The 23972-nt window shown below is 56.6% G+C and carries 24 protein-coding genes and 1 pseudogene; 13 read left to right on the top strand and 12 right to left on the bottom strand.

Annotated features, from left to right (window positions below):
• Positions 1–44: 44 nt before the first annotated feature.
• The gene (locus CU102_RS24395; protein WP_106713682.1) at positions 45–2216 is read right to left on the bottom strand and encodes a mechanosensitive ion channel family protein; all 2172 of its coding nucleotides are present in this window, start codon (positions 2214–2216) and stop codon (positions 45–47) included.
• A 314-nt stretch (positions 2217–2530) separates the two neighbouring features.
• On the opposite strand from CU102_RS24395, the gene CU102_RS24390 reads away from it, so the two are divergent.
• On the top strand, positions 2531–2902 hold the full coding sequence (locus CU102_RS24390; protein ID WP_166648591.1) for a response regulator: 372 nt from the start codon (positions 2531–2533) through the stop codon (positions 2900–2902).
• Between the two features lie 162 nt (positions 2903–3064).
• On the opposite strand, the gene CU102_RS24385 is transcribed toward CU102_RS24390, so the two are convergent.
• Positions 3065–3463: a RidA family protein gene (locus tag CU102_RS24385; protein ID WP_106713680.1), complete on the bottom strand. Its 399-nt coding sequence runs from the start codon at positions 3461–3463 to the stop codon at positions 3065–3067.
• A 205-nt stretch (positions 3464–3668) separates the two neighbouring features.
• Between CU102_RS24385 and CU102_RS24380 the strand changes: the two genes are divergently transcribed.
• The 3 genes from CU102_RS24380 (at position 3669) to CU102_RS24370 (ending at position 6029) form a co-directional block, all read left to right on the top strand.
• On the top strand, positions 3669–4271 hold the full coding sequence (locus CU102_RS24380) for a TetR/AcrR family transcriptional regulator (protein ID WP_106713679.1): 603 nt from the start codon (positions 3669–3671) through the stop codon (positions 4269–4271).
• A 178-nt stretch (positions 4272–4449) separates the two neighbouring features.
• Positions 4450–5361: an aldo/keto reductase gene (locus CU102_RS24375; protein WP_106713678.1), complete on the top strand. Its 912-nt coding sequence runs from the start codon at positions 4450–4452 to the stop codon at positions 5359–5361.
• Positions 5361–6029 carry a DUF6064 family protein gene (locus CU102_RS24370; RefSeq protein WP_106713677.1) on the top strand — a complete coding sequence of 223 codons (669 nt, stop codon included), beginning with the start codon at positions 5361–5363 and terminating at the stop codon, positions 6027–6029. The genes CU102_RS24375 and CU102_RS24370 overlap by 1 nt, the downstream gene beginning before the upstream one ends.
• 225 nt (positions 6030–6254) lie before the next feature.
• Here CU102_RS24370 and CU102_RS24365 read toward each other — a convergent pair whose 3' ends face one another.
• Positions 6255–7232 carry a DUF2971 domain-containing protein gene (locus CU102_RS24365; RefSeq protein ID WP_106713676.1) on the bottom strand — a complete coding sequence of 326 codons (978 nt, stop codon included), beginning with the start codon at positions 7230–7232 and terminating at the stop codon, positions 6255–6257.
• A 403-nt stretch (positions 7233–7635) separates the two neighbouring features.
• Positions 7636–8205, bottom strand: a complete 570-nt coding sequence (locus tag CU102_RS24360; protein WP_106713675.1) for a TetR/AcrR family transcriptional regulator — start codon at positions 8203–8205, stop codon at positions 7636–7638.
• A gap of 102 nt (positions 8206–8307) precedes the next feature.
• On the opposite strand from CU102_RS24360, the gene CU102_RS24355 reads away from it, so the two are divergent.
• Positions 8308–9108: an SDR family NAD(P)-dependent oxidoreductase gene (locus tag CU102_RS24355; RefSeq protein WP_106713674.1), complete on the top strand. Its 801-nt coding sequence runs from the start codon at positions 8308–8310 to the stop codon at positions 9106–9108.
• Positions 9109–9341: 233 nt separating this feature from the next.
• Here CU102_RS24355 and CU102_RS24350 read toward each other — a convergent pair whose 3' ends face one another.
• The 5 genes from CU102_RS24350 to CU102_RS24330 all read right to left on the bottom strand — a co-directional run bounded on the left by CU102_RS24350 (position 9342) and on the right by CU102_RS24330 (position 14747).
• A complete protein-coding gene (locus CU102_RS24350; RefSeq protein WP_245425520.1) occupies positions 9342–9668 on the bottom strand; it encodes a winged helix-turn-helix transcriptional regulator in 327 nt (108 codons plus the stop codon).
• 122 nt (positions 9669–9790) lie between these two features.
• Positions 9791–10768, bottom strand: a complete 978-nt coding sequence (locus CU102_RS24345; RefSeq protein WP_106713673.1) for a glutathione S-transferase family protein — start codon at positions 10766–10768, stop codon at positions 9791–9793.
• Between the two features lie 251 nt (positions 10769–11019).
• Positions 11020–13221, bottom strand: coding sequence for a xanthine dehydrogenase family protein molybdopterin-binding subunit (locus tag CU102_RS24340; RefSeq protein ID WP_106713672.1), 2202 nt, complete (start codon positions 13219–13221; stop codon positions 11020–11022).
• Between the two features lie 9 nt (positions 13222–13230).
• Entirely contained in the window at positions 13231–14247 is a 1017-nt protein-coding gene (locus CU102_RS24335) for an FAD binding domain-containing protein (protein ID WP_106713671.1), read from the bottom strand.
• Positions 14244–14747 (bottom strand): (2Fe-2S)-binding protein, encoded by a 504-nt coding sequence (locus tag CU102_RS24330; protein ID WP_106713670.1) that lies wholly within the window; start codon positions 14745–14747, stop codon positions 14244–14246. The genes CU102_RS24335 and CU102_RS24330 overlap by 4 nt, the downstream gene beginning before the upstream one ends.
• A gap of 290 nt (positions 14748–15037) precedes the next feature.
• On the opposite strand from CU102_RS24330, the gene CU102_RS31025 reads away from it, so the two are divergent.
• The 6 genes and pseudogenes from CU102_RS31025 (at position 15038) to CU102_RS24305 (ending at position 19027) form a co-directional block, all read left to right on the top strand.
• A complete protein-coding gene (locus tag CU102_RS31025; protein WP_166648589.1) occupies positions 15038–15277 on the top strand; it encodes a hypothetical protein in 240 nt (79 codons plus the stop codon).
• 484 nt (positions 15278–15761) lie between these two features.
• Positions 15762–16004, top strand: a pseudogene (locus tag CU102_RS30580) (GntR family transcriptional regulator); the annotation flags it as partial.
• A gap of 9 nt (positions 16005–16013) precedes the next feature.
• Positions 16014–16490: a GntR family transcriptional regulator gene (locus tag CU102_RS24320; protein ID WP_245425523.1), complete on the top strand. Its 477-nt coding sequence runs from the start codon at positions 16014–16016 to the stop codon at positions 16488–16490.
• A gap of 103 nt (positions 16491–16593) precedes the next feature.
• On the top strand, positions 16594–17130 hold the full coding sequence (locus CU102_RS24315) for a flavin reductase family protein (RefSeq protein WP_106713669.1): 537 nt from the start codon (positions 16594–16596) through the stop codon (positions 17128–17130).
• Between the two features lie 14 nt (positions 17131–17144).
• Entirely contained in the window at positions 17145–18629 is a 1485-nt protein-coding gene (locus CU102_RS24310) for a 4-hydroxyphenylacetate 3-hydroxylase family protein (RefSeq protein ID WP_106713668.1), read from the top strand.
• A gap of 8 nt (positions 18630–18637) precedes the next feature.
• Positions 18638–19027: a cupin domain-containing protein gene (locus tag CU102_RS24305; RefSeq protein ID WP_106713667.1), complete on the top strand. Its 390-nt coding sequence runs from the start codon at positions 18638–18640 to the stop codon at positions 19025–19027.
• Between the two features lie 569 nt (positions 19028–19596).
• Here CU102_RS24305 and CU102_RS24295 read toward each other — a convergent pair.
• Complete coding sequence (locus tag CU102_RS24295; protein ID WP_106713666.1) at positions 19597–20481, bottom strand: LysR substrate-binding domain-containing protein; 885 nt, start codon at positions 20479–20481, stop codon at positions 19597–19599.
• A 115-nt stretch (positions 20482–20596) separates the two neighbouring features.
• Here CU102_RS24295 and CU102_RS24290 point away from each other — a divergent pair, with 115 nt between their 5' ends.
• Positions 20597–21469 carry a PhzF family phenazine biosynthesis protein gene (locus CU102_RS24290; RefSeq protein WP_106713665.1) on the top strand — a complete coding sequence of 291 codons (873 nt, stop codon included), beginning with the start codon at positions 20597–20599 and terminating at the stop codon, positions 21467–21469.
• Between the two features lie 107 nt (positions 21470–21576).
• A complete protein-coding gene (locus tag CU102_RS24285) occupies positions 21577–21960 on the top strand; it encodes a RidA family protein (RefSeq protein WP_106713664.1) in 384 nt (127 codons plus the stop codon).
• A 352-nt stretch (positions 21961–22312) separates the two neighbouring features.
• Here the strand turns inward: CU102_RS24285 and CU102_RS24275 are convergent, their stop codons facing one another.
• Both CU102_RS24275 and CU102_RS24270 read right to left on the bottom strand, forming a co-directional pair.
• A complete protein-coding gene (locus CU102_RS24275; protein WP_106713663.1) occupies positions 22313–23287 on the bottom strand; it encodes a sensor histidine kinase in 975 nt (324 codons plus the stop codon).
• Positions 23271–23954 (bottom strand): response regulator transcription factor, encoded by a 684-nt coding sequence (locus tag CU102_RS24270; protein WP_106713662.1) that lies wholly within the window; start codon positions 23952–23954, stop codon positions 23271–23273. Before CU102_RS24270 ends, CU102_RS24275 begins: the two co-directional genes overlap by 17 nt.
• Positions 23955–23972: the final 18 nt, after the last annotated feature.

Raw genomic sequence — 23972 nt, 5'->3', positions numbered from 1 at the left:
ATCGCTGGACTCGCAGCGACAAGGCATCTTGCTGAGCCGTCAGCTCAGCTTTGGCCCTCCACCAATTGCAAATTCGCTTCAGCAGCCCTCTTGCGGGCCACGGCGTCGCTTGTAGCTGCCGCTACGGCCCCCGCCGAATGTTCCTCGCTGCCGGCGACATGCACCGTCGGCGACGCAAACCCGATGCCGTTTGCAGTGAAGGCCTCGCGGATCATAGCATATGCCCGGCGGCGGATAGTGGACTGGTGGCCGGGTTTCGTCATCATTTTAAAGCTCAGCTTGATACCATAATCGCCGAACTCCTCCACGCCCTTCATCTTTACCGTCTCGAGGATCTGCGGGCCGAGTTCCTCATCTTCAAGCAGCGCCGCGCCGACCCCCTTCACCAGCTTTTTGACCTTGGCGATGTCAGCGTCGTAGTTCACCGAGAGGAAGAACTTGTCGATGACCCAATCCCGGCTCATGTTCTGCACCGCACCCAGTGTACCATACGGAACGGTGAAGATCGGGCCACGATGGTGGCGCAGTTTGACGGAGCGGATGCCGATGGATTCGATGGTGCCTTTGTAGCTGCCGCTCTGGATATATTCACCCACACGGAAGGCGTCATCGGTCATGTAGAAAATGCCGCTGATAATGTCCTTGACCAGGGACTGCGAGCCAAAGCCGATGGCAACGCCGAAAATGCCCGCGCCTGCGATCAAGGGACCGATCGCGACACCGAGTCCGGACAGAACCATCATGACGGCGATGGCCGCAATCAGCACTGCAAGGAAGTTGCGCAGAATCGGCAGCAGGGTCAACAATCGTCCGCTACGGGCCAACTCAGCTGGATCGCCCCCTTCGGTGCGGGCACGTTCGATGCGGCGGTTAATGAGGCCCTTGACCATATGCCAGATCAGGTCAGCGGCGAGCAGTATTACAACACCTCCCAATATTCCACGGAACAGGCGAGCGACGGCCTCGTCCTCCATCAATCCGCTGGCGCGGAAGCGAATGACCACGGCGAGCCAGGCAACGGCGAGAGCAATGATGACCACCCTTGCTCCCCGCTCAATGAGCACCTCAAGGACGGGAGCCTTGGGCTTTTCTGTGTCGTCGGGTCCGGCAAAGAATGACTTCACGGCTGTGCTGGTCGTCCTCAAAATCGGCGGCAGAACCAGCACATAGATTCCGACCCACAAGGCCAGGCTGAGGCCAGCAACCCACAACAACCAGAGCAGGCACAGATAGAATGTGAGCAGCCACTCCTTGACGCGAAATGCGCGAGAGGCAACCGGAGCTTCAGGCTGACGCCATAGCGTTTCGAGTGCAACCGCCAACAGGCCAAGGCCGAGGATGTAGATGATCAGGCTCTTGACGTTGGGCGTGAAATTCAGCACGGTCATCAATCCGGCTGCCGCCCATCCGGTAAAGAAGATGCCCGAGAACACCGCAACCCGCCGGTACCAGAAGGCGGCCTTCACATCGTCCATCGGGATGAGACGGACAATGGCAGATCCGCTCTCGCTGTCCCGCCTGCGATTGATCCCGAGCAGAATGGCTGTTATCCGCATGATGACCCGCCAAGCAATCAGCGCAACGAGCAAGGGCAGCACCAGCGCGGCAAGCAATGGGGGCCAGGTGAACGCGTGAAAAGCGCCGATGCTGACGACAGCGAAGACCACCAGGGGGGCCATCGCGGCGAAAATCGACCGGCCAATGATGTGGTGGCGGGCGGGGGGTGCCTCATCGACAGTGGCGGTCGCAACATTTCGTTGGCTGGCGCGTTTGACAAGGCGCCGGAAGACAAGTTCGGCCCCTAGACCTAGCGCTGCAAATGCAGCGAACAGAATCAGTATAGCCCCCGGTCCGCGGCCGTTGATTTCGGTCATGATGGTAGAGCTTGCCCCCGAAAACTCGCCGGGGACAGCCGGAATTGCTTGTCCGATACCCCGCAAATGCGCGCGAATGGCGTTTGACCAGAGCATAAAGTCGCTCGCTGAGGCACCCACCGGTTCCTCCGCCGGTGGTGGAGCGCTCTTGGTTGCAATCCATGCCTTGACGTCCGGGTCATCCAGCAATTTCAACAATTGCTCAACCTTTTCCGGTGGCGGTTGCGACGCAGAATTAGTCTGGGCTTGGGAACCCGCGATAGCGGCACACAAAAGAGCCAGGCTCAATGCAAGCATGACGCTTGCTCTTGCGGTCAAGTCCCGGATAACGGCAATGTACATTCATTTGCCCCTGACTGTCGCTACTATAGCTGGAAAATACTCACCTGTCTCACGAACAGATGTGCAGCCTGATGCGCAACCAATGGCGGAGCAGTTTTGAAGCCTGCGGCAGCGCCAAAACCGAGTTCTAGGTAATTGGGCAAGCTCTCCCGTTGGGCGCCACGTCGAAGGTGAATGCCTACGATTTCCCGCGATCCAAGGCTGCGTCCTGACGCACCTCGGATATCGAGGAGTGAAATCCGCTATCCGCAGCGCCGCGAATTCTTTATTGTCTAAAGTCCCACTATCAGGATAATTCTTGTTCGGAGACTGTCGTGATCGACGTTACAGTGAAGCCGCCACTATCGATTCTCGTTTGCGAGGATGAGCCACTCATCAGGAGTGAAGTGGCGGCAGTTCTGAAGGACGTCGGCTGTATTGTGAAAGTCAGTGCAACGGCCTCCGAGGCGAGGGTCGCTCTGGCTCAGCAGAAATACGACGTCCTTCTTGTCGATGTCGAACTGCCGGATGGGTCGGGTGTCGAGCTGTCGAAATTCGCCCGGGCAGCAGACCCTGACATTGGCGTCATATTGGCTAGCGGGCATGCAGATGTCCCGGGCGCAGCCGAGGTTTGCAATTCAATCCTTCTGACCAAACCTTACGGAGAAGCGCAGCTCATCCGCGCCATTGGACGAGTGACCGGGTGATTTCGCAAGGGTACAGCGCAGCCGGTCGCCTCGCGCGTCATGTCGTTGGCACAGTCGGGATACTTGCGACCGAAACATCACTCTAACGGGTGGTTTTTGGCGGTCCGCTTCCGAGCAGCCAGTTCCGGAAGCGGAATTCACGCGCATGGAACCGATTGCCACTCAGGCACCTTGAGGGATGCGGGCGATGGCCTTGATCTCGAAATCGAAGCCCGCCAGCCAGTTCACGCCGACCGCTGTCCAGTTCGGATAAGGTGGCTCGCCGATCACCCTCTCACGCACTGCCATGACGATCTCGATCTGGGCAGCCGGGTCGGTGTGAAAGGTGGTGACGTCCACAACGTCCTCGAGGGTACAGCCGGCGGCCTTGAGGACAGCCCCGAGATTGTCGAAGGCCAATTGCACCTGACGCTCGAAGTCGGGCTCGGGCGAGCCATCGGAGCGGCTTCCGACCTGGCCCGAGACGAACAGGAGGTCGCCAGAGCGGATGGCTGCCGAATACCGGTGGAATTCGTAGAGCGCATGCCTGTTGGCTGGAAAAATGGCTTCGCGTTGGGTCATCGTTTCTATCCTTTGTGCAGAACGTCAACGGCGTACACAGCAGGCCCGAGCTGAATCGGACTGTCCCGCCTTCACAGTCGGGGCATAAGTTGATATACGCCCCGTATGTCAGTAAATCACATACATACGCCGCGTATGTCAATAGACATGCGCGACGTATGTCGAATGAGAGGAGGGAGTTGTGGTCGCAAGACGACGTTCCGAGATGATGGAGGAGACTCGCGCCAGGCTGATCCACGCCGCGCGAAAGGCCTTTGCCGAGAAGGGTTATGCAGCCGCCTCGATGGACGATTTGACCGCGGAGGCAGGTCTGACGCGAGGCGCGCTCTACCACCACTTCGGTGACAAGCGAGGACTATTGCTGGCCGTGGTCAACCAGATAGATGCGGAGATGGCTACGCGCGCTCGTGCCATCGGTAGTCTCGCCGACAACGACTGGGAGGGACTACTGGCGGAGGGCGTCGCTTATATCGAGATGGCGTTGGAGCCCGAAGTCCAGCGAATTGTGCTGCTGGACGGACCGGCCTTCCTGGGCGATCCCTCGAACTGGACCAGCCAGAACAGTTGTCTCCAGGCGACCTGGCAAAAAGTAGAGGCTCTGACTGCGCAGGGAATCATCAAGCATGTGGACGCGGAAGCTGCAGCACGGCTTTTGAACGGGGCCGCGCTCAACGCTGCGCTCTGGATTGCAGCCAGCGACGATCAGCAAGATGTCCTCGTCAAGGCCATCGAGGCGTTTCGGTGCCTGGCCGGAGGCCTGATGGAGGTCCCGGCTTCATTGCCAGCGTCTCCATCTCGCCGATCCTGAAGTAGCCGGGAACCACTGCATGGCATGTAGCCCGGATCACCTTTTGTTGAGCATAAAGTGACAAAAACGAACGATATGCTTGGCCGCGAACTCGAGCGATCGCCGATCAGTTGTAGGCTTGGGGGCCGACCTTGGCTGACACTGGTCTTATGCGATCTTCATGACAGTGAGGAGAAGCATGCCGATAGGACGGCGGAGAGTTCTTGAAGGATTGCTGGCAATCGCGGCTGCGGCTTTCGTGCCAGCATCGACACATGCCCAGGCCGGGCTTTTGGCGCGGCGCATCCCCTCTTCGGGAGAGACGATGCCAGTGGTCGGCCTTGGCAGCTGGATCACCTTCAATGTGGGTGACGATACGGCGTTGATGGACGAGTGCGCCAACGTCATGGCTGCTTTCTTCGCAGCGGGCGGGCGAATGATCGATTCCTCGCCTATGTATGGCTCTTCCCAATCGGTGATTGGGTATGGCCTTGCAAAGCTGGGCAATCTCGAATCGTTATTTTCGGCCGACAAGGTGTGGACGTCCGGTCAGGACGGTCCCAGGCAGCTTGAACGATCGCGTCAATTTTGGGGGGTGCCGCGGTTTGACCTTGTCCAGGTCCACAACCTTATCGACTGGCAGCAGCATCTCGAAACCCTGACCGGCATGAAAGCCGCCGGCAAGGTTCGTTATGTCGGAGTAACGACGTCTGAAGGACGACGGCATGATCTGCTCGAAGAGATCATGCGCATGCAGCCGCTCGATTTTGTGCAGTTTACCTATAACGTCGTTGATCGCGAGGCCGAGCAACGGCTGCTTCCATTGGCGGAAGATCGCGGTATCGCGGTGATCGTCAACCGACCGTTCCAGCAGGGGGCACTCACCCGCCGCCTCCGCGGAGAGAACCTTCCCCCATGGGCAAAAGAGATCGGCGTTACCACCTGGGCACAGTTTATCCTCAAATACATCATCTCGCATCCGGCGGTCACAGTTGCCATTCCGGCAACGACAAGCGTCGACCATGTGCGTGAGAATATGGACGCGGCACGCGCAATTCTACCGGACGCCAGGATGCGCGCGCGCATGGTATCCTACGTTCAGGCGCTTTGATGTCGCAATGGTGGACTTACCGTCCGGAAGACATGCTGCTGTTTTCGCCGCGCGTCTATTGGCGAATGTTCGAGCTGCAGAATGCCTCCGTCTGGCCTTTCCAGCTGGTTACATTCGGGGCTGGGCTCTTAATGCTCGGCCTTGCCACGAAACGTGCAAATGGCAATGAACGCTGGATCGCATTCACGCTCGCCTTTCTCTGGGTCTTTGTCGGATGGACCTTCCTCTGGCACCGCTATGCGACCATAAATTGGGCCATCAGCTACGTAGCACCGCTTTTCTTGCTGCAGTCGGTGCTCCTGCTGATCGCCGGCATTGTTCCGCGCGCGCTCGTCTTCGAGGGACGCGGTCTTACAAGCTGGAGCGGGATGGCGCTCGCCAGCACCGGACTTTTCTTCTATCCCGTTCTTCTTCCTGCGTTCGGTTCCAAATGGGAACAGGCGCAGATTTTCGGGATTGCTCCGGATCCCACGGCGATCGGAACAGTGGGTTTATTGCTGATGGCACGGGGTAGGCTGCGCTGGTCTCTGTTCCCGGTGCCTGTTCTTTGGTGTCTCGTGTCGGGTCTAACTCTATGGACGATGGGGGAGGCGACCGCGTGGCTGCCGATAGCAGCTGTCGCGTTAGCGCTTGCAACTTGCGCTTGGGCGGCCGTACGAGCGTCATGAGTACGCAGGCGGCTTCTGCGGGTTCCTCACTGTTCCGCCTGGATATTTTCGGACCTTTCGGCGAAGAAGTCGCTTGCATCTGCGCTCAGGTACTTGCCAGAACAGGATTGCCACTATTCGGTCGTGAAAATGCCGGGCGCGACTGGCCCCGGATTTCAGGCTTAAGTTTGGCTGTTCGGCAATGTCTGCCTGACAACGTCGAGCGAGGCCAGCCACCGGGGTTTATCAACCCATCCCTGTCGCGCGGACCGGTATCCCCGATGCGATAACTCTTGAGGCAGCATCGGGTACGTTTTTCTCTGTCAGTTTTGCGACGATCGCGTCACGGATCGGACCGACGTGAATCGACGGCCCAATGATCACTCGGTCGATCAATTGAGGCAGTTCTATTCCGGTCAGGTTGTCATCGGGACTATTTTTCAACGGCAGTCTGTAGACTGTTTGCGGTATGCCGTCGATGACCGCCTGGTGTTCGATAAACCGGGTCGAGGGCCAGAGCAGCGGATTGGTCAGGACGCGCCATTCGCGCTCCTGGTGTAATGCGGCGTGTTTCGAACATGTCGCCGCAAACAACAGCATCAGGAATACCATCTCGGTCAGTGCGAATTTGCTCACCTGCAACAGGAAGTCTTTGTTGGCCAGGATGCGATGAGCTACCACGTTAAACTCATCCTCAAACTGCTGCCGCGTCCAGTAAGTCACTGGACCGGGATAGGCCATCAGAGCATCCGTCATCTTCATGAATGGAGCTACATCCACAACGACAGCAACGCCGACCGCACCTTTTTCAAAGGCACGCCATAGCGCCAGCCTGCCGGTTTCATTCTCATCTGAATCCTGTTCCGCAACCGATAGTACATAGGACTGGGTGCGCAAGTTCGGAAGCCAATGGTGATATTTTTTGAGGCCCGCTTGCCACACCCCGGGCATGCACGCTTCAAGTGCGCTAACCAGCGATGCAGTACTCTGCGGATTGTTGCTCCACTGATGAAGCTGCATAATACCATGCTCAATATCGCGATGGTCATTCATGCATCTTGTGTTGCGAAACCAGATCTCCTCTTTATCCAGAATACGAAACAGGTTTTCTGCAGTCGTATAATGAACGAAGCGCGAATATCCTTTGATGGCTAACCGCCTTTCAAAACTCGTCGGCATGAAAATGCTCAGCAACTTGACGACAGCAGGATCCCACTCTTCCATTACCTATCCCCTTAAACTTCGCTGGCACCCACGTTGCCCGGTTTTGTAGCCATCGGCAATATTATGCCGCCGTCCTGGCGCCCATGGCGTGTGAGCGGCGGACATTACCGAATGCGACGGGCAACGCGAACCCATCTTTCAGGTCCAAAGCAACCGATTTTTTAGGATGTCATTGGCAAGTGTCCACAACGCTGGTGACCAGCGGGCATCTGATCGAAGTCACGGTGTCTCCTTTCTGACAGTACGCCCGAGTTGTTCACAATATGGGTTACGGCGGCGCGCGCCCGCGCAAGTTATCTGAGGTTTTCATCTCGGCCACTTGAAGCCATTGCGGAGCGATGCGGCTACGTAGACGGTCGACTTATGTCTTCCTTTGCCGAAATGCGGGAAAGGGCAAAGGAGATTAAGGAGTTATATCCAGATTCTGCATGGATGCCGTGCCAATCCACTCACGCGTCTGCGTCAGCAGTTCGTCCGAAAGGTGCGGGTCATCGCTCATCCGCGCCAGGATCACGGCACCAACCATTGCCGCCCAGCTCCCAATGGCAGCCTGACGTTTTTTGGCAGCCGTCGCACCCGGAGCTGAGCGGCTGAAGAGTTCAATCTGCCGTCGCAAGCCTGCAGTCATCGCGGCGCGCGCGTCTGGCGATTGGCGGATGGTTTCACCAGCCAGCCCTGCAGTGGGACATCCGCCAGCGATATCATCACGATGACTTTCTGAGAGGTAGCTCGTCGCGTAGCGCGTCAGTTCGAGGTTCTCTGGTATTCCGGCTGAAACGATGTGCGCCAGAGTCTGAGCGATCAGGTCGTCCTTGGAACTGAAATGCCCATAAAAAGCGCCGTGGGTGAGCGAGGCGGCCTTCATGACATCCGCCACCGTGACAGCCTCGAAACCTTTGGCCCTGAAGAGTCTACCGGCTGCGTCCAGAACCCTTCGCCGATTTTCGGCCACTTGCTCGCGACTGACTTTCATTTTGGTCCTCGATTTCGTCTCTTGACATTAATCATGTTAGTCATCATTAATAGCTTACATGATGACTATCATGAATAATGGCCGAAACACAAGGAAAAACCAATGAACGCCAAACCTGCAGTCCTGATAACCGGGGCCTCCACTGGGATCGGTGCCGTTTATGCCGACCGTTTCGCCAAGCGCGGGCACGACCTCGTTTTGGTAGCGCGTGACCGCGCTCGCTTGGAAGCTCTGAGCGACCGCTTACGCCGCGAAGCTGGCGTGAATGTCGACATTCTCCAAGCCGATCTTACAGACGACGTTGAACTCGCCCGGGTTGAGACGCGGGTGCGCGACGACCCAAGCATTGGTATTCTGATCAATAATGCAGGCGCTAGCGCAGCTGGCGGCTTCGCTGATCAAACGCCGGACGCTGTAGCCAAGCTCATCAGCCTCAACGCGACTGCGCTGACCCGGCTTGCGAGTGCAATTACGCCACGCTTCATCGAAGCGGGCGAGGGCGCGATCATCAATATCGCCTCGGTTGTCGGAGTGGCACCGGAGTTTGGCTCAACCGTCTATGGAGCGACCAAAGCATTCGTGTTGTTCCTCAGCCAGGGACTCCAACTCGAGCTCGGCCCAAAGGGAATATACGTCCAGGTGGTGCTGCCAGCGGCGACGCGAACGGAAATCTGGGAACGCTCCGGCAAGGATGTGAACGCGCTTCCGGCCGTGATGGAGGTAGACGAACTGGTGGACGCAGCTCTGGTGGGCTTCGATCGTCGCGAGACCGTTACCATCCCGCCGCTTCCGGATGCCGACCAATGGAAGGCTTTCGACACGGCTCGCCAGCTCATGATTCCAAACTTTGCGCAGGTCCATGCTGCCGACCGTTATCAGTCAGTAAAGGAGCTTGCAGTATAGCAGTATGGAATTTCTGGCGATCACGCCACCGCACTTGAACTAAGCCAATGGACAAGTCCTCAAGCCGGCCCACTTCAGGGCTTGTCCGTCCAATTTTCCGGGTAATGCTTGGGACCATTTCGGGAGCGCCGGAGTACGAGCGCTCCCGAAATGCATTCTTGCTGACGTAAGCTGCGATCAAATCTGTAGTGAGTTGGCGAGATAATCTAGTTGCGCTTCAGTCGCAATCAACATCAATCCTTGTTGTCGTCGAACATCCCGCGCGACGCGAGGATTTCGATCACATGCTCGCGCGCCCACGAACTAAGCGGCTCGACAGCCGTCCACAACGTTCCGCCGAGCTTCGTCAGTTCATATTCCACGCGCGGCGGGGTCGTAGGGTAGACGGTGCGTGTTACCAGCCCGTCCCGCTCTAATCCTCGCAGCGTGAAGGCGAGCATTCGCTGTGAAATACCGCCGACCATGCGCTTGATCTCGTTGAAACGCTTCGCTCCATCGCCGAGCAGAACGACAATCAGCACGGTCCACTTGGGGCACCTTTCAATAGTGCCATTAGGCAATGTTCGGCGACAAGTTTCCTTGCTGAGTGTTGATCGGAGGAGATGCTGGTACCGCAAAATCGCATTCTGAATGTCTGCTTTCTGAAACAGACTAAATGTCTGTTCTTGGCCCAGGCGGACAGTCAAAACTGCCCGCGATCGTGCGGGGCGGCGTAATCGATCGCCGGTCCCGCAGGAATTATCCCGGTTGGATTGATGGTTTTGTGGCTGCCGTAGTAGTGAGACTTTATGTGTAACAGGTTCACCGTGGGTGCGACGCCCGGCACCTGATATAGATCACGGACATAGTTAGGAAGGTTGGGATAGTCGGCAAGACGCTGGCGATTGCATTTGAAATGCCCGACATAGACCGGATCGAATCTGAGCAAGGTCGTGAATAGCCGCCAGTCAGCTTCGGTCAATTGATTGCCCGCAAGATAGCGCTGGCGAGACAGGCGTGCTTCGATCCTGTCGAGAGCGTCAAACAGCTGATGATAGGCCTCCAGATAAGCTTCCTGGGTCGTCGCGAAGCCCGCACGGTAGACTCCGTTGTTGACGTGCGGATACACGAAAGCATTGATCTCATCGATCTCTTCTCGCAGGTGCTCCGGATAGAAATCCAAGGATGCGTTGCCGAATTCGTTGAAGGCGGAGTTCAGCATGCGGATGATTTCCGACGACTCGTTCGAAACGATCGTGTCCCGCGTCTTGTCCCAAAGTACCGGCACCGTTACGCGGCCCGTATAGCGAGGATCGGCCCGCGTGTAGACCTCATGCAGGAACTTATACCCAAACAGCTGATCGGGTGTCGAACCATCCCTTTCAAGAAAGGTCCAGCCGTCAGCTCCCATGTAGTGGTCGACGACCGACACGCTGATGATGTGCTCCAACCCCTTCAGTGCACGGAAGATCAGAGTGCGGTGGGCCCACGGGCAGGCATAGGAAACATAGAGATGATACCGATGCGGTTCAGCGATAAAGCCCTCATTGCCGGTCGGTCCGGCCGTGCCATCACGCGTAATCCAGTTGCGAAATTGGGATTGGGCGCGGATAAACCGCCCGCGACTTTCCCCGGTATCATACCACTCGTCGTGCCACACACCGTCCATCAACCGACCCATCTCATTCTCCTTTACAATAAATGAATCACGAGTGTTCAATGAAATCGCCGGTTCCTACTCTGGTACACCTGAGTGCAGACGGGATGGATGAAGTTAATGTCTGCTGCGCTTCGAGCGCGTCCCAAGCGAAGCTTTCCAGATCCTGATTCCATGCATGCATGCAGCGGCTCCGAACGCAAGGGAGCCAATCGACTGCGAAGAGAAGCGTGACCCGCGTTGCTGTCCCGTTCAGATACGGGACCGCTTTGGGTCTAATCTCTCGATCGTGCCAGACGATCAATGGTGATTGGAAGGTCCCGTATCCGTTGCCCTGTCGCATGGAATATCGCATTTGCAATGGCGGGCGCGACAGCGACCGAGCCGATTTCGCCTACACCCTTCACACCGATTGGACTGACTTTGTCATCAGTTTCCTCAGCGAACAATACTTCGATCTCATAGACATCAGCATTCGAGGGGATGTGATAATCTGCGAAACTGTGAGCCATGCATCGCCCCAAATTGTGGTCGGTGGCGGCGTCTTCGTATAGGGCTTTGCCAATGCCCATAACCGACGCGCCGATGATCTGGCTTCGCGCCGTGGCAGGATTGAGGATGCGTCCTGCGGCGACCGCGCATACAAGGCGGGTGACCCGAACGACCGCAAGCTCTTCATCGATGCGGACCTCGGCAAAAACTGCTGAATGAGTGGCACCCGTGTATTTCTTGCCGAACGGAAAATTGATGATGGTTGCGGTGGCGCTCAGATTATCGTGGTCCGATAGTCTTAATAAATCAGCGAGAGCAGCCGGAGAAAGCAATTCGGTTGATTGTCCATTTCCCACGATTCCGGCCTGCTTCGCACGCGACAGGATCTTCTTCTTCAGCTTGTTGCAGGCGGCCTGGACGGCAGAGCCCGAGGTTGCGGCAGTCCACGAACCTCCTTGAATGGGATTGAAAGGCAGGGCGGAGTCACCGAGCTTGACAACCACGCGCTCGATGGACGCTTCAAGCGCATCGGCGGCAATTTGGGTGAGGATCGTGTAGGTTCCGGTGCCGATGTCCGTAATAGAGCTTGTCACTTCGAACCTGCCATCGGCAAGAAGCCTGACTTTGGCACGTGCGGGTACGGGTGACATTGCCGCCTCCCAAACCCCCGTTGCCATACCCCACCCAACCAGTTCTTTCCCCTTTCGCATCGATCGCGGCGCGTGACTGCGCTTCGCCCAACCGAAGCGCTCGGCACCTTGAGCATAGCATTCGCGAAGGGCCTTGCTGCTGAACGGGCGGTTTTCGCTTTGATCGCGCTCCGTATAGTTTGCAAGGCGCAGGACGAGCGGATCAACGTTGGTGGCATAAGCCAACTCATCCATGGCGCATTCCAGAGCGAACATGCCGGTGGCCGCGCCGGGCGCGCGCATGTCGCACGGCGAAACGGTGTCAAGTTTTGCGAGTTCGTAGGCGAGTTTGACATTATGGCAGCGGTAAAGGCTTGCCGAGAAATTCAGCATCGGATCCTGGGCATCCTCGTTTCGCGAGGTTGCGGCAATGGCTCGATGCCGGACCGCGAGCAGGTGGCCGTTTTTGTCAGCACCAAGGGAAACCGTCTGGATCGAATTAGCACGGTACCCGAGCGCGAACATCTGGTCGCGCGGGATCACCAGCCGAATGGATCGTTTGAGTGCCTTTGCCGCCAGAACCGCCAGGAAAACGGATTGCTGAGGTCGAAGGCCGAGACCGAACGCGCCGCCGACAAAGCTGCTTACAACACGCACTTTGCGCCGAAACAGGCGGAAGGCAACCTTAAGAAAGATCTCCACGCTCTTGGGGCTCTGTGTCTTGTCATAGACTGTGACGGTCTTGTCACCCCATTCTACCGTTGTTGCGAACAGTTCCATCGGATGATGGTTTTCCGCAGCGGTCGTGTAGGTTGCCTCAACCTTGACGGGAGCCTCCGAAAATGCGCGGTCAGCATCACCAGTGGGCTGCGGTGTTGGAGCAAGACCGAGCCGACGTCTGGGCGATTTATAGGCTCTTGATACTTCTGCAGCCAAGTCAGTCGAGTGTTGCTCGCGGTGATAGGAGACGCGGACCAACGCCGCCGCATCGCGTGCCGCTTCGTAGGTGTCGCCAACAACGAGAGCCACCGGTTGTCCGCTAAAATGCACGCGATCATTGTACAGGGGCCGGAAGGGTTGGCCGGGCGGGCCAGCCGGATCCTTGTAGAGAAAGCTGAACGGCCAGAACCAGGGGCGGTTTTGATGAGTGAGAACCGCCACAACACCCGGGAAACTTTTTGCGTCTGCACTATCAATCGAGATCACCCGACCTTTTGCGATCGATGCGGATACGATCGCGGCATGCAGCAGATCGGGGACCTCATACTCTGCGGCGTATTTTGCTTGGCCCCGAACCTTCAGCGGCCCGTCAATCCGAGGAATACTTTTGCCGGTGATCGCAGGTCCCCGATCCATAATGCCCTCTCAATGGATATGCTTGTCGGACTGAGATTGCGGCGTTCGCGACGCGGCCTGTTCGAGCGCCCGAACGACAGTTCTGCGGGCGAGTTCTATCTTGAAGCCATTCTCCGACAGCGCATCGGACCGCAACAGCAGCATCGACGCAAACTGATCGAAATTTCCGCGTGATGCGGGACGCCCGACCAGCACGACTTCCGCAGCCGTGTCCCGCCAGGGTTTATGCGCCACACCACCCAAGGCCACATGCGCCGTCGAGATCACGCCATCATCGATTGTCAGCAACGCTGCAGCCGATACGAGCGCAAAAGCATAGGACAAGCGGTCGCGGATCTTTAGATAGCTGTATCGCTGAAACTCGGGCGCAGGGGTCAACTCGATTCCAAGAATGATCTCGTTGTTTTGCAGAGTTGTGTCCTGCTCGGGTGTGTCGCCGGGCAGCCGGTGAAAATCTGCGAGCGAAATCGAGCGCGCGCCGTTAGGACCCTGAACAATGATCATCGTTCCTATTGCGGCAAGAGCTACACACATGTCGGAAGGGTGGGTGGCTACGCAGTCTTGGCTCGCGCCGAGAATGGCATGGTTCCGATTTAATCCATTTCGCGCTGGACAACCGGTACCGGGCGTTCGTTTGTTGCACGGTGTCATTACGTCATAGAAATATGAACAACGCGTGCGCTGCAGCAGGTTGCCAGCGACTGTGGCAACGTTGCGGAGCTGCGCAGACGCACCCGCGAGAATGGCGCTCGCTAGCAAGGGATAACGGTTTTCGACGACTGGATGGAAAGCCACGTCCGAATTCGTCGCGAGAGCGCCGATCCTAAGGCCCCCGTCCGAGGTTTCGCTAATCTCCCGGAGCGGCAGGTCGTTGATGTCAATGATTGTGGTCGGGGTCGCCACATCGTACTTCATTAAATCGACGAGGTTGGTGCCGCCAGCCAGCAGTTTTGCGCCAGGCTCATCAGAAAGCCTCTCGATAGCTTGATTGATGCTCGCCACGCGCAAGTATTCAAAACGTCTCATGGCACCGTCTTCCGCTTGGGGGCTGCCATGACCTCTTCGATCGCATCGACAATGCCAATGTATGCACCACAGCGGCAGAGATTGCCGCTCATTGCCTCTCGGATCTCGTCACGTGTTTTAGCCCTGCCTTCCGAGATGAGGCCGATAGCCGAACATATCTGGCCCGGTGTACAATAGCCGCATTGAAGGGCGTCATGCCGCACGAATGCCTCCTGTAGGGGATGGAGTTCGTCGGGCGTACCAATTCCTTCAATCGTTGTGATTTCGGAGCCATTGCGGCTCACAGCGAGCACGAGGCAGCTATTGATACGCGTTCCATTGACGAGGACCGTGCATGCGCCGCATTGGCCGTGATCGCAGCCCTTTTTCGTGCCTGTAAGGTGAAATTCCTCGCGCAGCAGATCAAGCAATGTCACGCACGGTTCAATACTGGCGTTGCGCTCAACACCGTTGATGGTCAGTGTTACGCCGACTGCTGTGTTTGACCTCGCTTCCATCATCGTCCCTTTGGACTCGAGCTCGTATCGGTGCGGGCAAAAACTCTAGGCGTGCACACACTCGCTGACAAGTTTGAAAGCAAACTTTCATGCAAGCAGAGAGTCAACCTCTAGCCCAGAGTAAGCAAAGACCGCGCAAACTATATCGCAAGCAAATTGGCGCAGCCAACCGATCATCCCCGTCTGTTTTGGGTCAAGGAAGGGATTGGCTGCCGCGGCCCCTATGGCCGCTCCTGCCGCCACTCCCGCTGCAACCGCACCGCTGCCATACCAGGCCCGCGGTAGACCGGGGCATGCCAATCAGTCCCGCCGACGTGAGCAACATTGACGTCATTGACATGGGCGAAATTTCCATGGAACCCCCCGCTGCCAAAATCGCCACCTTGGAACCCGCCACCACGGAATCCGCCGCCCGCAAAGCCGCCGCCGCCAAAGCCTCCACCGAAATGATCGATGAAGAGCGCCGCGGATCCACCATTGAGACTTCCTTCCAAAACCGTGATGTCAAAGCTAATCCTAACCAGACGAGTTAAGAGAGGAATGCCCGCAGGACAGGCAGCTACGTTAAGTCTGCCGGAAGCCGAGAGGCTCTAAGAGTAGTCGTCGAAGAGGACAAGCCGAAGAATAAACCGGCACCGAGCAAGAGGAGTGTAGGACTGCGGTATTGCGAAAGAGCGGGAGGAGCGCGAACGGCTACCGTCTGCGATGCTCATCACCAAATTGACTGCGGGCCTTGGCGGCAAATGTGCAGTCAGGGGATCAGAATACACCCCAAGACGAACACCGACTAACCACTGTTTTCCATCTATCCACTGGAGAAAGGGAGGGAGCACCGGCGATCTTTAAAGTTCGGGTGTCGTCGTCGAATCTCAGCTTTTTCAGCTTCTTCATGTGCATCGGAGGTTGGACTGTGATGACCACGGGCACAATCAGTGGGGAGAGCGCCAGCGTGCCGGAAACCTATCGCTCGAGAGTGCGATCGAAAGCTACTTGCCTAAATGTCAACATCATGTGTACATGTTGTTTATGACGAGATTACAATCAGCTAGAAAGCGCTCTACAATTGAGCCGCCAGCCGAGGCCGCTCAGGATGTCGTTTACCGATGGTTGAAGCAACATGTCCTGACGTTGCCGCGTCACGAGGCATCTTTCGTGACCGAGGCGGAGGTTTGCCGCGCGACAGGATCGTCACGGACGCCCGTGCGGGAGGCCTTGTTGAGATTGGAATCGGACGGATTTCTCCGGATTGTGCCCAAGAAAGGCGCATACGTGGCAGCAATAACCGAAGCCGATGTCGAGTCCGTCATGCAGGCCAGAGGGTTGGTGGAGGATTGGTGCGTGCGACGCGCGGCGCTGTTGGGCGATCCGTTGGCAGCAGAGTTGGACCGGCTCGTAAGCCGGCAAGCGGATCTGCAGCAAAGCCCGGTAAAGTTCATCGAGTGCGACCGCGAGTTTCACCGGACGATCGTGCTCTCTGCCGGCAATCCAATACTGGCGGATTTTTATGAAACTCTGCGGGATCGACAGTTGCGAATGGGATTGCACGCAATTGCTGCTTCTGAGGAGCGCACTCGTATTGTGTTGGCCGAGCATGCTGCCATCGTCGAAGCAATACGCTCCGGCGATCCGGAACGCGCTGCTGGTTCAATAGCCGCGCACTTGAGCAATACCTTGCTCGCGATGCGATTGCCGACAGCACCAGGCTGGGTGCGCAGCGTGTCTGACACGCAGGGAAGTCGGTTTTGATGAAATGAGGGTGCGAGTGTTTGAGTGGTGAACCTGAGGTCTGGAAGTAGGCGCAGCCAAAGCGGTTCTTCTCCCTGACCATTCGAACGGAAAGGAGCGGGAAATGGGCCTCGAGTTGAAAACTGCTTTCGATCGACAGGCATTTCGGCAGGCGTTGGGCCAGTTTCCAACCGGCGTCTGCGTCGTGACCTGCACAGCGGAATTTGAACGGCTTGGCATGACCATGAGTTCATTCAACTGTTTGTCTCTTGATCCACCCCTCATCCTCTTTAGCATCGATCGCAAGGCTGTGAGCCTCCCCTTGTGGGAGAGGGCCGGGGGCTACGCGGTCAATGTGTTGGCCGAAAACCAAACGGAAATTTCCAATCAGTTCGCGAAGTCTCATTCAAACAAATGGGAAGGAACGAGATTTGCGCACGGACAATTCGGTGCACCCTTGCTGCTTGGCGTTGCCGCGGTTTTCGAGTGCATTCCCTGGGCCAAGTATGACGGCGGTGACCACACACTGTTTATAGCAGAGGTGAAGAACTTCTCGTCGTCAGTGGACCGGATGCCGCTTGTGTTCAGCAAGGGGCGCTATGCAGCGCTGCAGTCAACCGAATTCGTTGCGCCACTTTGGCCGCTCGACATTCACTACTGACGAGGGAGAGGGAGATGATCAAGACCGGGGCAACACACATCGCAATGCTGAACGACGGCAGACAGGTCTACATCAACGGTCAGCTGGCCGGAGATATCACAGCCCATCCCGCTTTTCGGCAGACGGTTCGATCGATCGGAATGCTTTACGATTTTCAATCCAGTGCCGATAATCTGGAACTGATGACGTTCGAAGTGCCCGACACGGGCGGAGAACGTGCCAACCGGATTTGGCAGCTGCCGCATAGCTATCAGGAACTTTTGGAACGCCGCAAGGCACTCGAGGCTTGGGCCGAACTCCATGGCGGTTTTCTGGGCCGTGCGCCGGATCACGTCGCCTCATGCATCTCAGGCATGTATATGGGGATCGAGTTATTCAGGGCCTATGACGCCGTCCGCGCCGCTGCCCTTGCCGACTATTATCGATATGCGCGCGACAATGAGCTTTATCTCACCTATGTCATCATTAATCCTCAAGCCGATCGGTCAAAAGCCGCGAACGAACAGCAGGATCCGTTTCTTACCGCGGGCGTAGTCGATCAGGACAGCGAAGGCCTGACCATTCGCGGTGCCAAGATGCTGGCAACTGGCGGTGTGATGGCAAATGAAGTGCTTGTGACCTGTATTCAGCCTCTTCGCGAGGGAGATGAGCGCTATGCGGTTTCCTTCGCTGTGCCCATGAATACCAAAGGGCTAAAGATCCTCTCGCGCAAGTCGTACGAGGAAAACGCTACGAGTGTTTTCGACAATCCGCTCGCCAGCCGCTTCGATGAAAACGATGCAGTTCTTTACTTCGATGATGTGAAAGTGCCGTGGGATCGCGTGTTCGTTAATCAGGATATCGCCATGACCCTGAAGCAGTTTCACGCAACGCCGGCCCATGTCTATCAGAACTATCAGGCCCAGATACGCCTGATGGTGAAGATGCGGTTCCTCGTTGGCATCGCCAAGCGCATTGCGGAGACAAACGGCGTCATCAGCTTCCCCCAGGTGAAGGAAACACTGGGTACCCTGGCTGCGCACAACACCATGGTGGACGCCCTCGTCCACTCGATGGAAGTAAAAGGCCGAATGCACGGCGCATACTTCATTCCCGACGCGCACACCTTGTACTCGGCCCAGGTCTTGACCCAGCAACTTTATGCGCAAGTCATGGTGACCCTGCGCGAGCTGGCCGGGGGCGGACTGATCATGCTGCCATCTTCGGTTTCGGACTTCGCGAATGGTGAACTGCGTGAGCTGATCGGGAAAACGCAGCAATCCCCCGTCGCCTCCTCTGAGGGCCGTGTGAAATTCTTCAAGCTTGCTTGGGATGCAGTCGGATCGGAATTTGCGTCGCGCCACACGCAATACGAAATGTTTTATGGGGGAGCTGCTTTTGTGACCAAGGGCCACAGCTTCAGAACGTTCGATTGGGATCGTTGCACGCAGCTGGTTGATCAAATGCTCGACAGCTATGCGCTCGAGGACGAAATCAAAGAAAACCCTGTAGCCGCCTGAGGTGTACCATGCCAAGCGAGAAAGAGCATAAGGAATTCCACTCCGTGGACATGGATGGCGAAGGCTGGCATTCGCCACCCGGCTATCCGCTTGAGATCGAGCAAAAGCTGCTTGCGGGCAGTCTCGACGAAGCTCACATGACGGGAAGTCGAACGCGACTGCTTCGATTCAAGCCGGGCGCGTATACAACAATCGCGTTTGTGCACGATTATTGGGAGGAGGTATATCTGATCTCGGGGGATCTCATCGTCGGCGGAGCAGATGCTCAGCACCAGCTGAGCTTCTTTTCCCACACCTATGCTTGCCGGCCACCCGGCGTCTATCACGGTCCCTTCAGGTCGGAGACGGGATGCCTATTGCTTGAGTTTCACTATTATTCCGACCGATCTGCGCCATGATGAGCCTATAGATTTTGTCGTTTCGCTTCTATGCAACGGAAGTCGTGAACGTGGTCGAAGATGCTGCCGCTCGCGGCTTTCCTATCGTTGCCATTTCAGAAAGCACGCTTTCGCCTCTGGCTAAATCTGCGAACGTTCTTTTCCCGGTTCCCGAGCATGAATATACGTTTTCACGCTCTTGCTGCCCCGATGTGTCTTGCACAGGCTTTGACCGTTGCGTTGGCGAGTCGGCTCCAAGGCAGCGAGGACGAGCCTCGGATTCCAACTGTGACCGGGCAATAGAGCCCATCCCGCGTCATGCGGGCGGTCTGCTCCGATGGGTCGATGCGGTGATTGCAGAATTTCGGGCACCAATCAACAATCGGCCCAAATGACCATTATCGGCCTTTTCAAAGGAACGTGTGTGGACGCCTTCCGTCTTTTTATAATTGTAATTTGGCAGCACCTCTTCAAAGGCACTGTAAATGGTGGGTCCTAAGGTAGTTCAGGAAAACAGTTGTGGTAAATGTATGAATTGTAATGATAATCTCTAGGAAATGGCGGAGAGAGCGGAGCGCATCAACGATCGATCATTTCAATGAATCCTGGAACCATTCGCGAAGCGTTTTGACATAAGTACGGCTGCCGATACCGGGCCGACAGACAAAATGATAGATACCGCCGGGCAGGATGTGGCGGAAAGGCTGGACCAGCAGGCCAGCAGCGAGAGCGTCTGCCGCCAGCACCAGGCTGACAATCGTCACGCCCTGTCCGGCGATAGCGGCCTGCATGGCATGCATGCTGTTGGTAAATCGGAGGCCAACCGCCGTGTCTATGCCGCTGACGCCCGCCTCCGAGCACCACCTCGGCCAGTCGGGTAAAGGCAACGGTGCGGTGCGACCATCGACATGAATAAGTTCGATGCGACGAAGATCCTGAAGGTCCACAATATTTAACCAGGGACTGCACACTGGCGCGAACGCATCGGTCTTTAGAAGAGTTGCTTCGACGCCCGCAAATGGTCCAATGCCGTAGCGTATTGCGACATCGATTTCGCCCGGCTGCAACTTCACGATCGTTTCGGAGGCATGCAGACGGAGATCGAGATCCGGCAAGACGTGCCGGATTTCTGCGAGGCGCGGAACCAGCCAATGGCTCAGGAAAGCCGTGGTCGAAGAGAGGGTCAAGGTGCTTGGATTTTCGGTTTCGCGAAGGCGCTCGACCGATCGGCGGATTTCGCCGAATCCCATTGTGGTCGCGTCATAGAGTTCCTTGCCCCTTGCCGTGAGACTTACGCTGCGCGGTGTGCGATCAAGCACACGCAATCCCAGGTATTCCTCAAGTTGACGGATCTGATGACTGATGGCCGTTGGTGTGACAAACAATTCCGCTGCCGCCGCTTTGAAGCTTCTGAGGCGGGCGGTCGCTTCGAAAGCGCGAAGTGCTGTAAGTGGCGGGATATCTGAACCTGTCATGATGAAACCGTTTCATCAAAAGCATGAGAAATACGATTTTGCTACTGCATTGTCTACAACATATGCTGTGGGCTTAAATGAGTTGAATTCATCTCGAAAGAAGGCGTATGCACCGATGGCCAATCCAATCTCAGGCATGATCGACGTTTTTGCTGACACACCGTTGAGCGGTAATCCTCTTGCCGTGGTCGAGGGGGCAGACCACCTTGAGGATGACGTGCTTCGCCTCATCGCGCGCGAGTTCAACCAGTCGGAAACAACCTTTATCCTGAAAAGTGATCGCGCGGACCGACGGCTCCGGTCGTTCACCGCGAGCGGCGCAGAAGTTTTCGGTGCCGGTCACAATGCTCTCGGTGCCTGGCTCTGGCTTGGGTATGACGGCCAGCTCGGCGATCTGAGTACGGCGCAGACATTCCTGCAAGAGATCGGTGATGACATATTGCCGATCACAGTCGAATCGCGAGACGGCCGCGTCCATGGCCGTATGAAGCAGGCATCCCTGCAGCTGTCACCGCCGCTGAACTCGTTGAATTCCTTAGCGGAAGCACTTGGGTTGGTGGCCGATGATCTTCTCTCGAACCCCGTCCCACGGGCCGCCGACACTGGCGCAAGCCATCTTATGGTCCGCTTGCGGGACCGGCAGACCGTCGATCGTGCCGCGCCCTCTGCAGAGAAACTAATCGAGGTCCTTGGTCCCGCAGGTGCGGAGGGATGCTACCTCTATGCATTCGAAACCACCGATCCGGAAAACGCTTATGCACGCTTCTTCAATCCCGCGGTTGGGCTTTGGGAAGACTCGGCGACTGGAACGGCGGCGGGACCTTTGTGTGCATATCTGGGCTCGATGGGCCTGCTGACGCGGGACACGCTCCTGATCGAACAAGGCACCCGGATGGGACGGCGAAGTTTTCTGAAGGTAAGGCTTGATCCTGACCCTGAAATATCGGGCTCCGGCGTCGTGGTGTTTCGTGGTACGCTGCATCTGTGATGAAATGCATGGTACCGTTTCTGTGCATCGCCCAAGGCGGTTCTCAGCCATACAGCCTCAGTCTTCGGGAATAGCGACAAGATAGCGAGTTAAGAGGAGGCTAGCTCATGCAAGGAGAACGCATCTATTCGGGATCACCTTACGAGGAAAAAGCGGGTTATGCGCGCGCTGCGGTTGTCAACGGCTGGATATTTGTGTCCGGAACCACTGGCTTCGACGCACAAACAAAAGAGTTTCCGCCAGATGTCGAAAGCCAGTGCGAAAACTGTTTTCGCAACATCGAGATCGCACTCGGAAAGGCAGGAGCAACTCTGAAGGATCTCGTTCGCGTGCAGATTTTCGTTACGAGCCAGGAAGAATTCGAGCGGATTATCCCGATCATCCGAAAGCATTGCTACGAGGCCCGGCCTGCCAACACAACGGTCTTCGCGCAGCTTGTGGCACCACACATGCGTGTCGAGGTCGAGGCGATTGCAGTCATTCCTGGTTGACGGTTATAAAGTGAGTAGGGTCATCTGCCCCCACTTCGCCAGATTTCGACGCTCACGAACCGTGCCGCGCAGTTCGTCTAGGCGTTCGCAGTTGATTGGACGGCTCGATGCGAATTATGAACCACGACGAAATGAACAATGATTGAAACAGAGCGTTTCATTGCAAAATACTAGATCTGCGGCGATCGCCGTACAAATCCGCTGCAAAACCGGTGTTAAGCAGCATGTGAAGTCCGAGATAGGCTTTACGAACTTCCTGATCGTTAAGAAGGGCGGCGCTCTCGCCGGAAAGATGTATTTCCCGTTCACCATAACATAGGCTCTCTGGGATATGGGACGATCGCATGCTTGATCATTCGACGTGATTTGCTGGGGTCGGATATTCAGACAATGCCAACTTGTTCACAGCGGTGGCAGCGCTTTCAGTCGGGATCGAGAAACGGAATACCGCCCCGCCGTCCGGGTGATTGGCTGCGGCTATTGTTCCTCCGTGGGCTTTGACGATTGATTGGCAGATAGCCAATCCTATGCCCAATCCACCTTCCTTTGTCGTGAAGAATCCGCCGAAGATCTGCTCCAAGTGGTCGGCTGGGATGCCAGTGCCCATGTCCCTGATCGAGAAGGCAACTTGATCATGCTCGTCCAAACTGGTTTCGAGATGGATCTCGCGCTGCGATAGAGGTGTAGTGTTCATAGCCTGGATGCTGTTGACGATCAGGTTGACAATAACTTGCTGCAACTGAATCCGATCGCCCCGGATGAATGGTAGGTTCGGTTCCAGCCTGTTCTTGAACACAACATTCTTGTTTTCGCTCTCGTGGCGAAGGAAAACCAGGCATTGCTGAACGATGTCGTTGAACTCAAGCAAAGTATTGGTGGGTGCGCGCTTGCCGGCCATATCCTGGATCCGGCCGATTATGTCGCTGGCCCGCTGAGCGCTTTCGACGATACGGGACATCAACTGCTCTGCCTTTTCAAGATTTGGCTCAGCCTTCCTGAGATATCGCAGGCCGGTCTGTGCATTCATCAGGATTGCCGAAAGCGGCTGCTTTATCTCATGTGCTATCGAAGTGGTCATCTCGCCCAACGTCGATAGTCGTGCGGCGTGGGAGAAGTCAGCTTCGACCTTCCGCAACCTGGCTTCTGCCTCGAGACGCGCAGTGTTGTCGATCACCACGAGGATTGTCGTGTCGGAACGTTCACCAGATAAATGGAAACAATGATCAAGTTGAAAACTCTCGTGCAACTCACTGACGTTGCAAGGTTTTAATATCCGATCAATCACGGCTTTCTCAAAGCCATACGAATGTCTAAGCCGGGTATTCATGACGTATATCCGCAGGCAGCGACTGCCATACCCGAACCAGGTGCGTGAGGAAGGGGGTCTTCATCTTTCGCATCACGTTGCTTCGATGGAGCTTGACCGTGATTTCCGAAATGTTCAGCTCGAACGCTATCTGTTTGCTCATTGCGCCCCGCACGACGGCCCCCATTACTTGCCGTTCGCGCGGGGTCAGCGTCGCATAAAGTGCGCGGTTGGCGTCGGCGATGCGCTGTTTCGCTCGCTTATCCTTGTCGATTTCTATGGCTCTGTTCACCGCGTCGAGCAGCGTCTGGTCGCGGACGGGTTTGGTCAGGAACTCGACCGCACCCGCCTTCATCGCCTGGACCGTCATCGGAATGTCGCCGTGGCCGGTCAGGAAAATGATCGAGGCGGAAATGCCGTTCGCGGCCAGGCTAGTCTGAAAATCAAGACCGTTCACACCCTGCATGCGGACATCGAGTATCATACAGCCCGACCGGTCCAGCACGTCGGCGTCCATGAGCGCTTGGGTCGAGTCGAAGCCGGCAGCTTCAATACCTACAGATTCCAGCAACTCGCAAATCGAAAGGCGCACCGATTCATCGTCATCAACCACCAATACAAGGGGGTCTGGCCCGAAGCGAGCACGAGTTTCCGTTGCGCTGACTATATGCCCTGACAAAATGTTCATCTTAATCTCCAATGCGTT

The sequence above is a fragment of the Phyllobacterium brassicacearum genome (assembly GCF_003010955.1).
Classification (GTDB): domain Bacteria; phylum Pseudomonadota; class Alphaproteobacteria; order Rhizobiales; family Rhizobiaceae; genus Phyllobacterium; species Phyllobacterium brassicacearum.
Note: the sequence above shows the minus strand (reverse complement) of the source record. Positions and strands in the feature narration are given on the sequence as shown.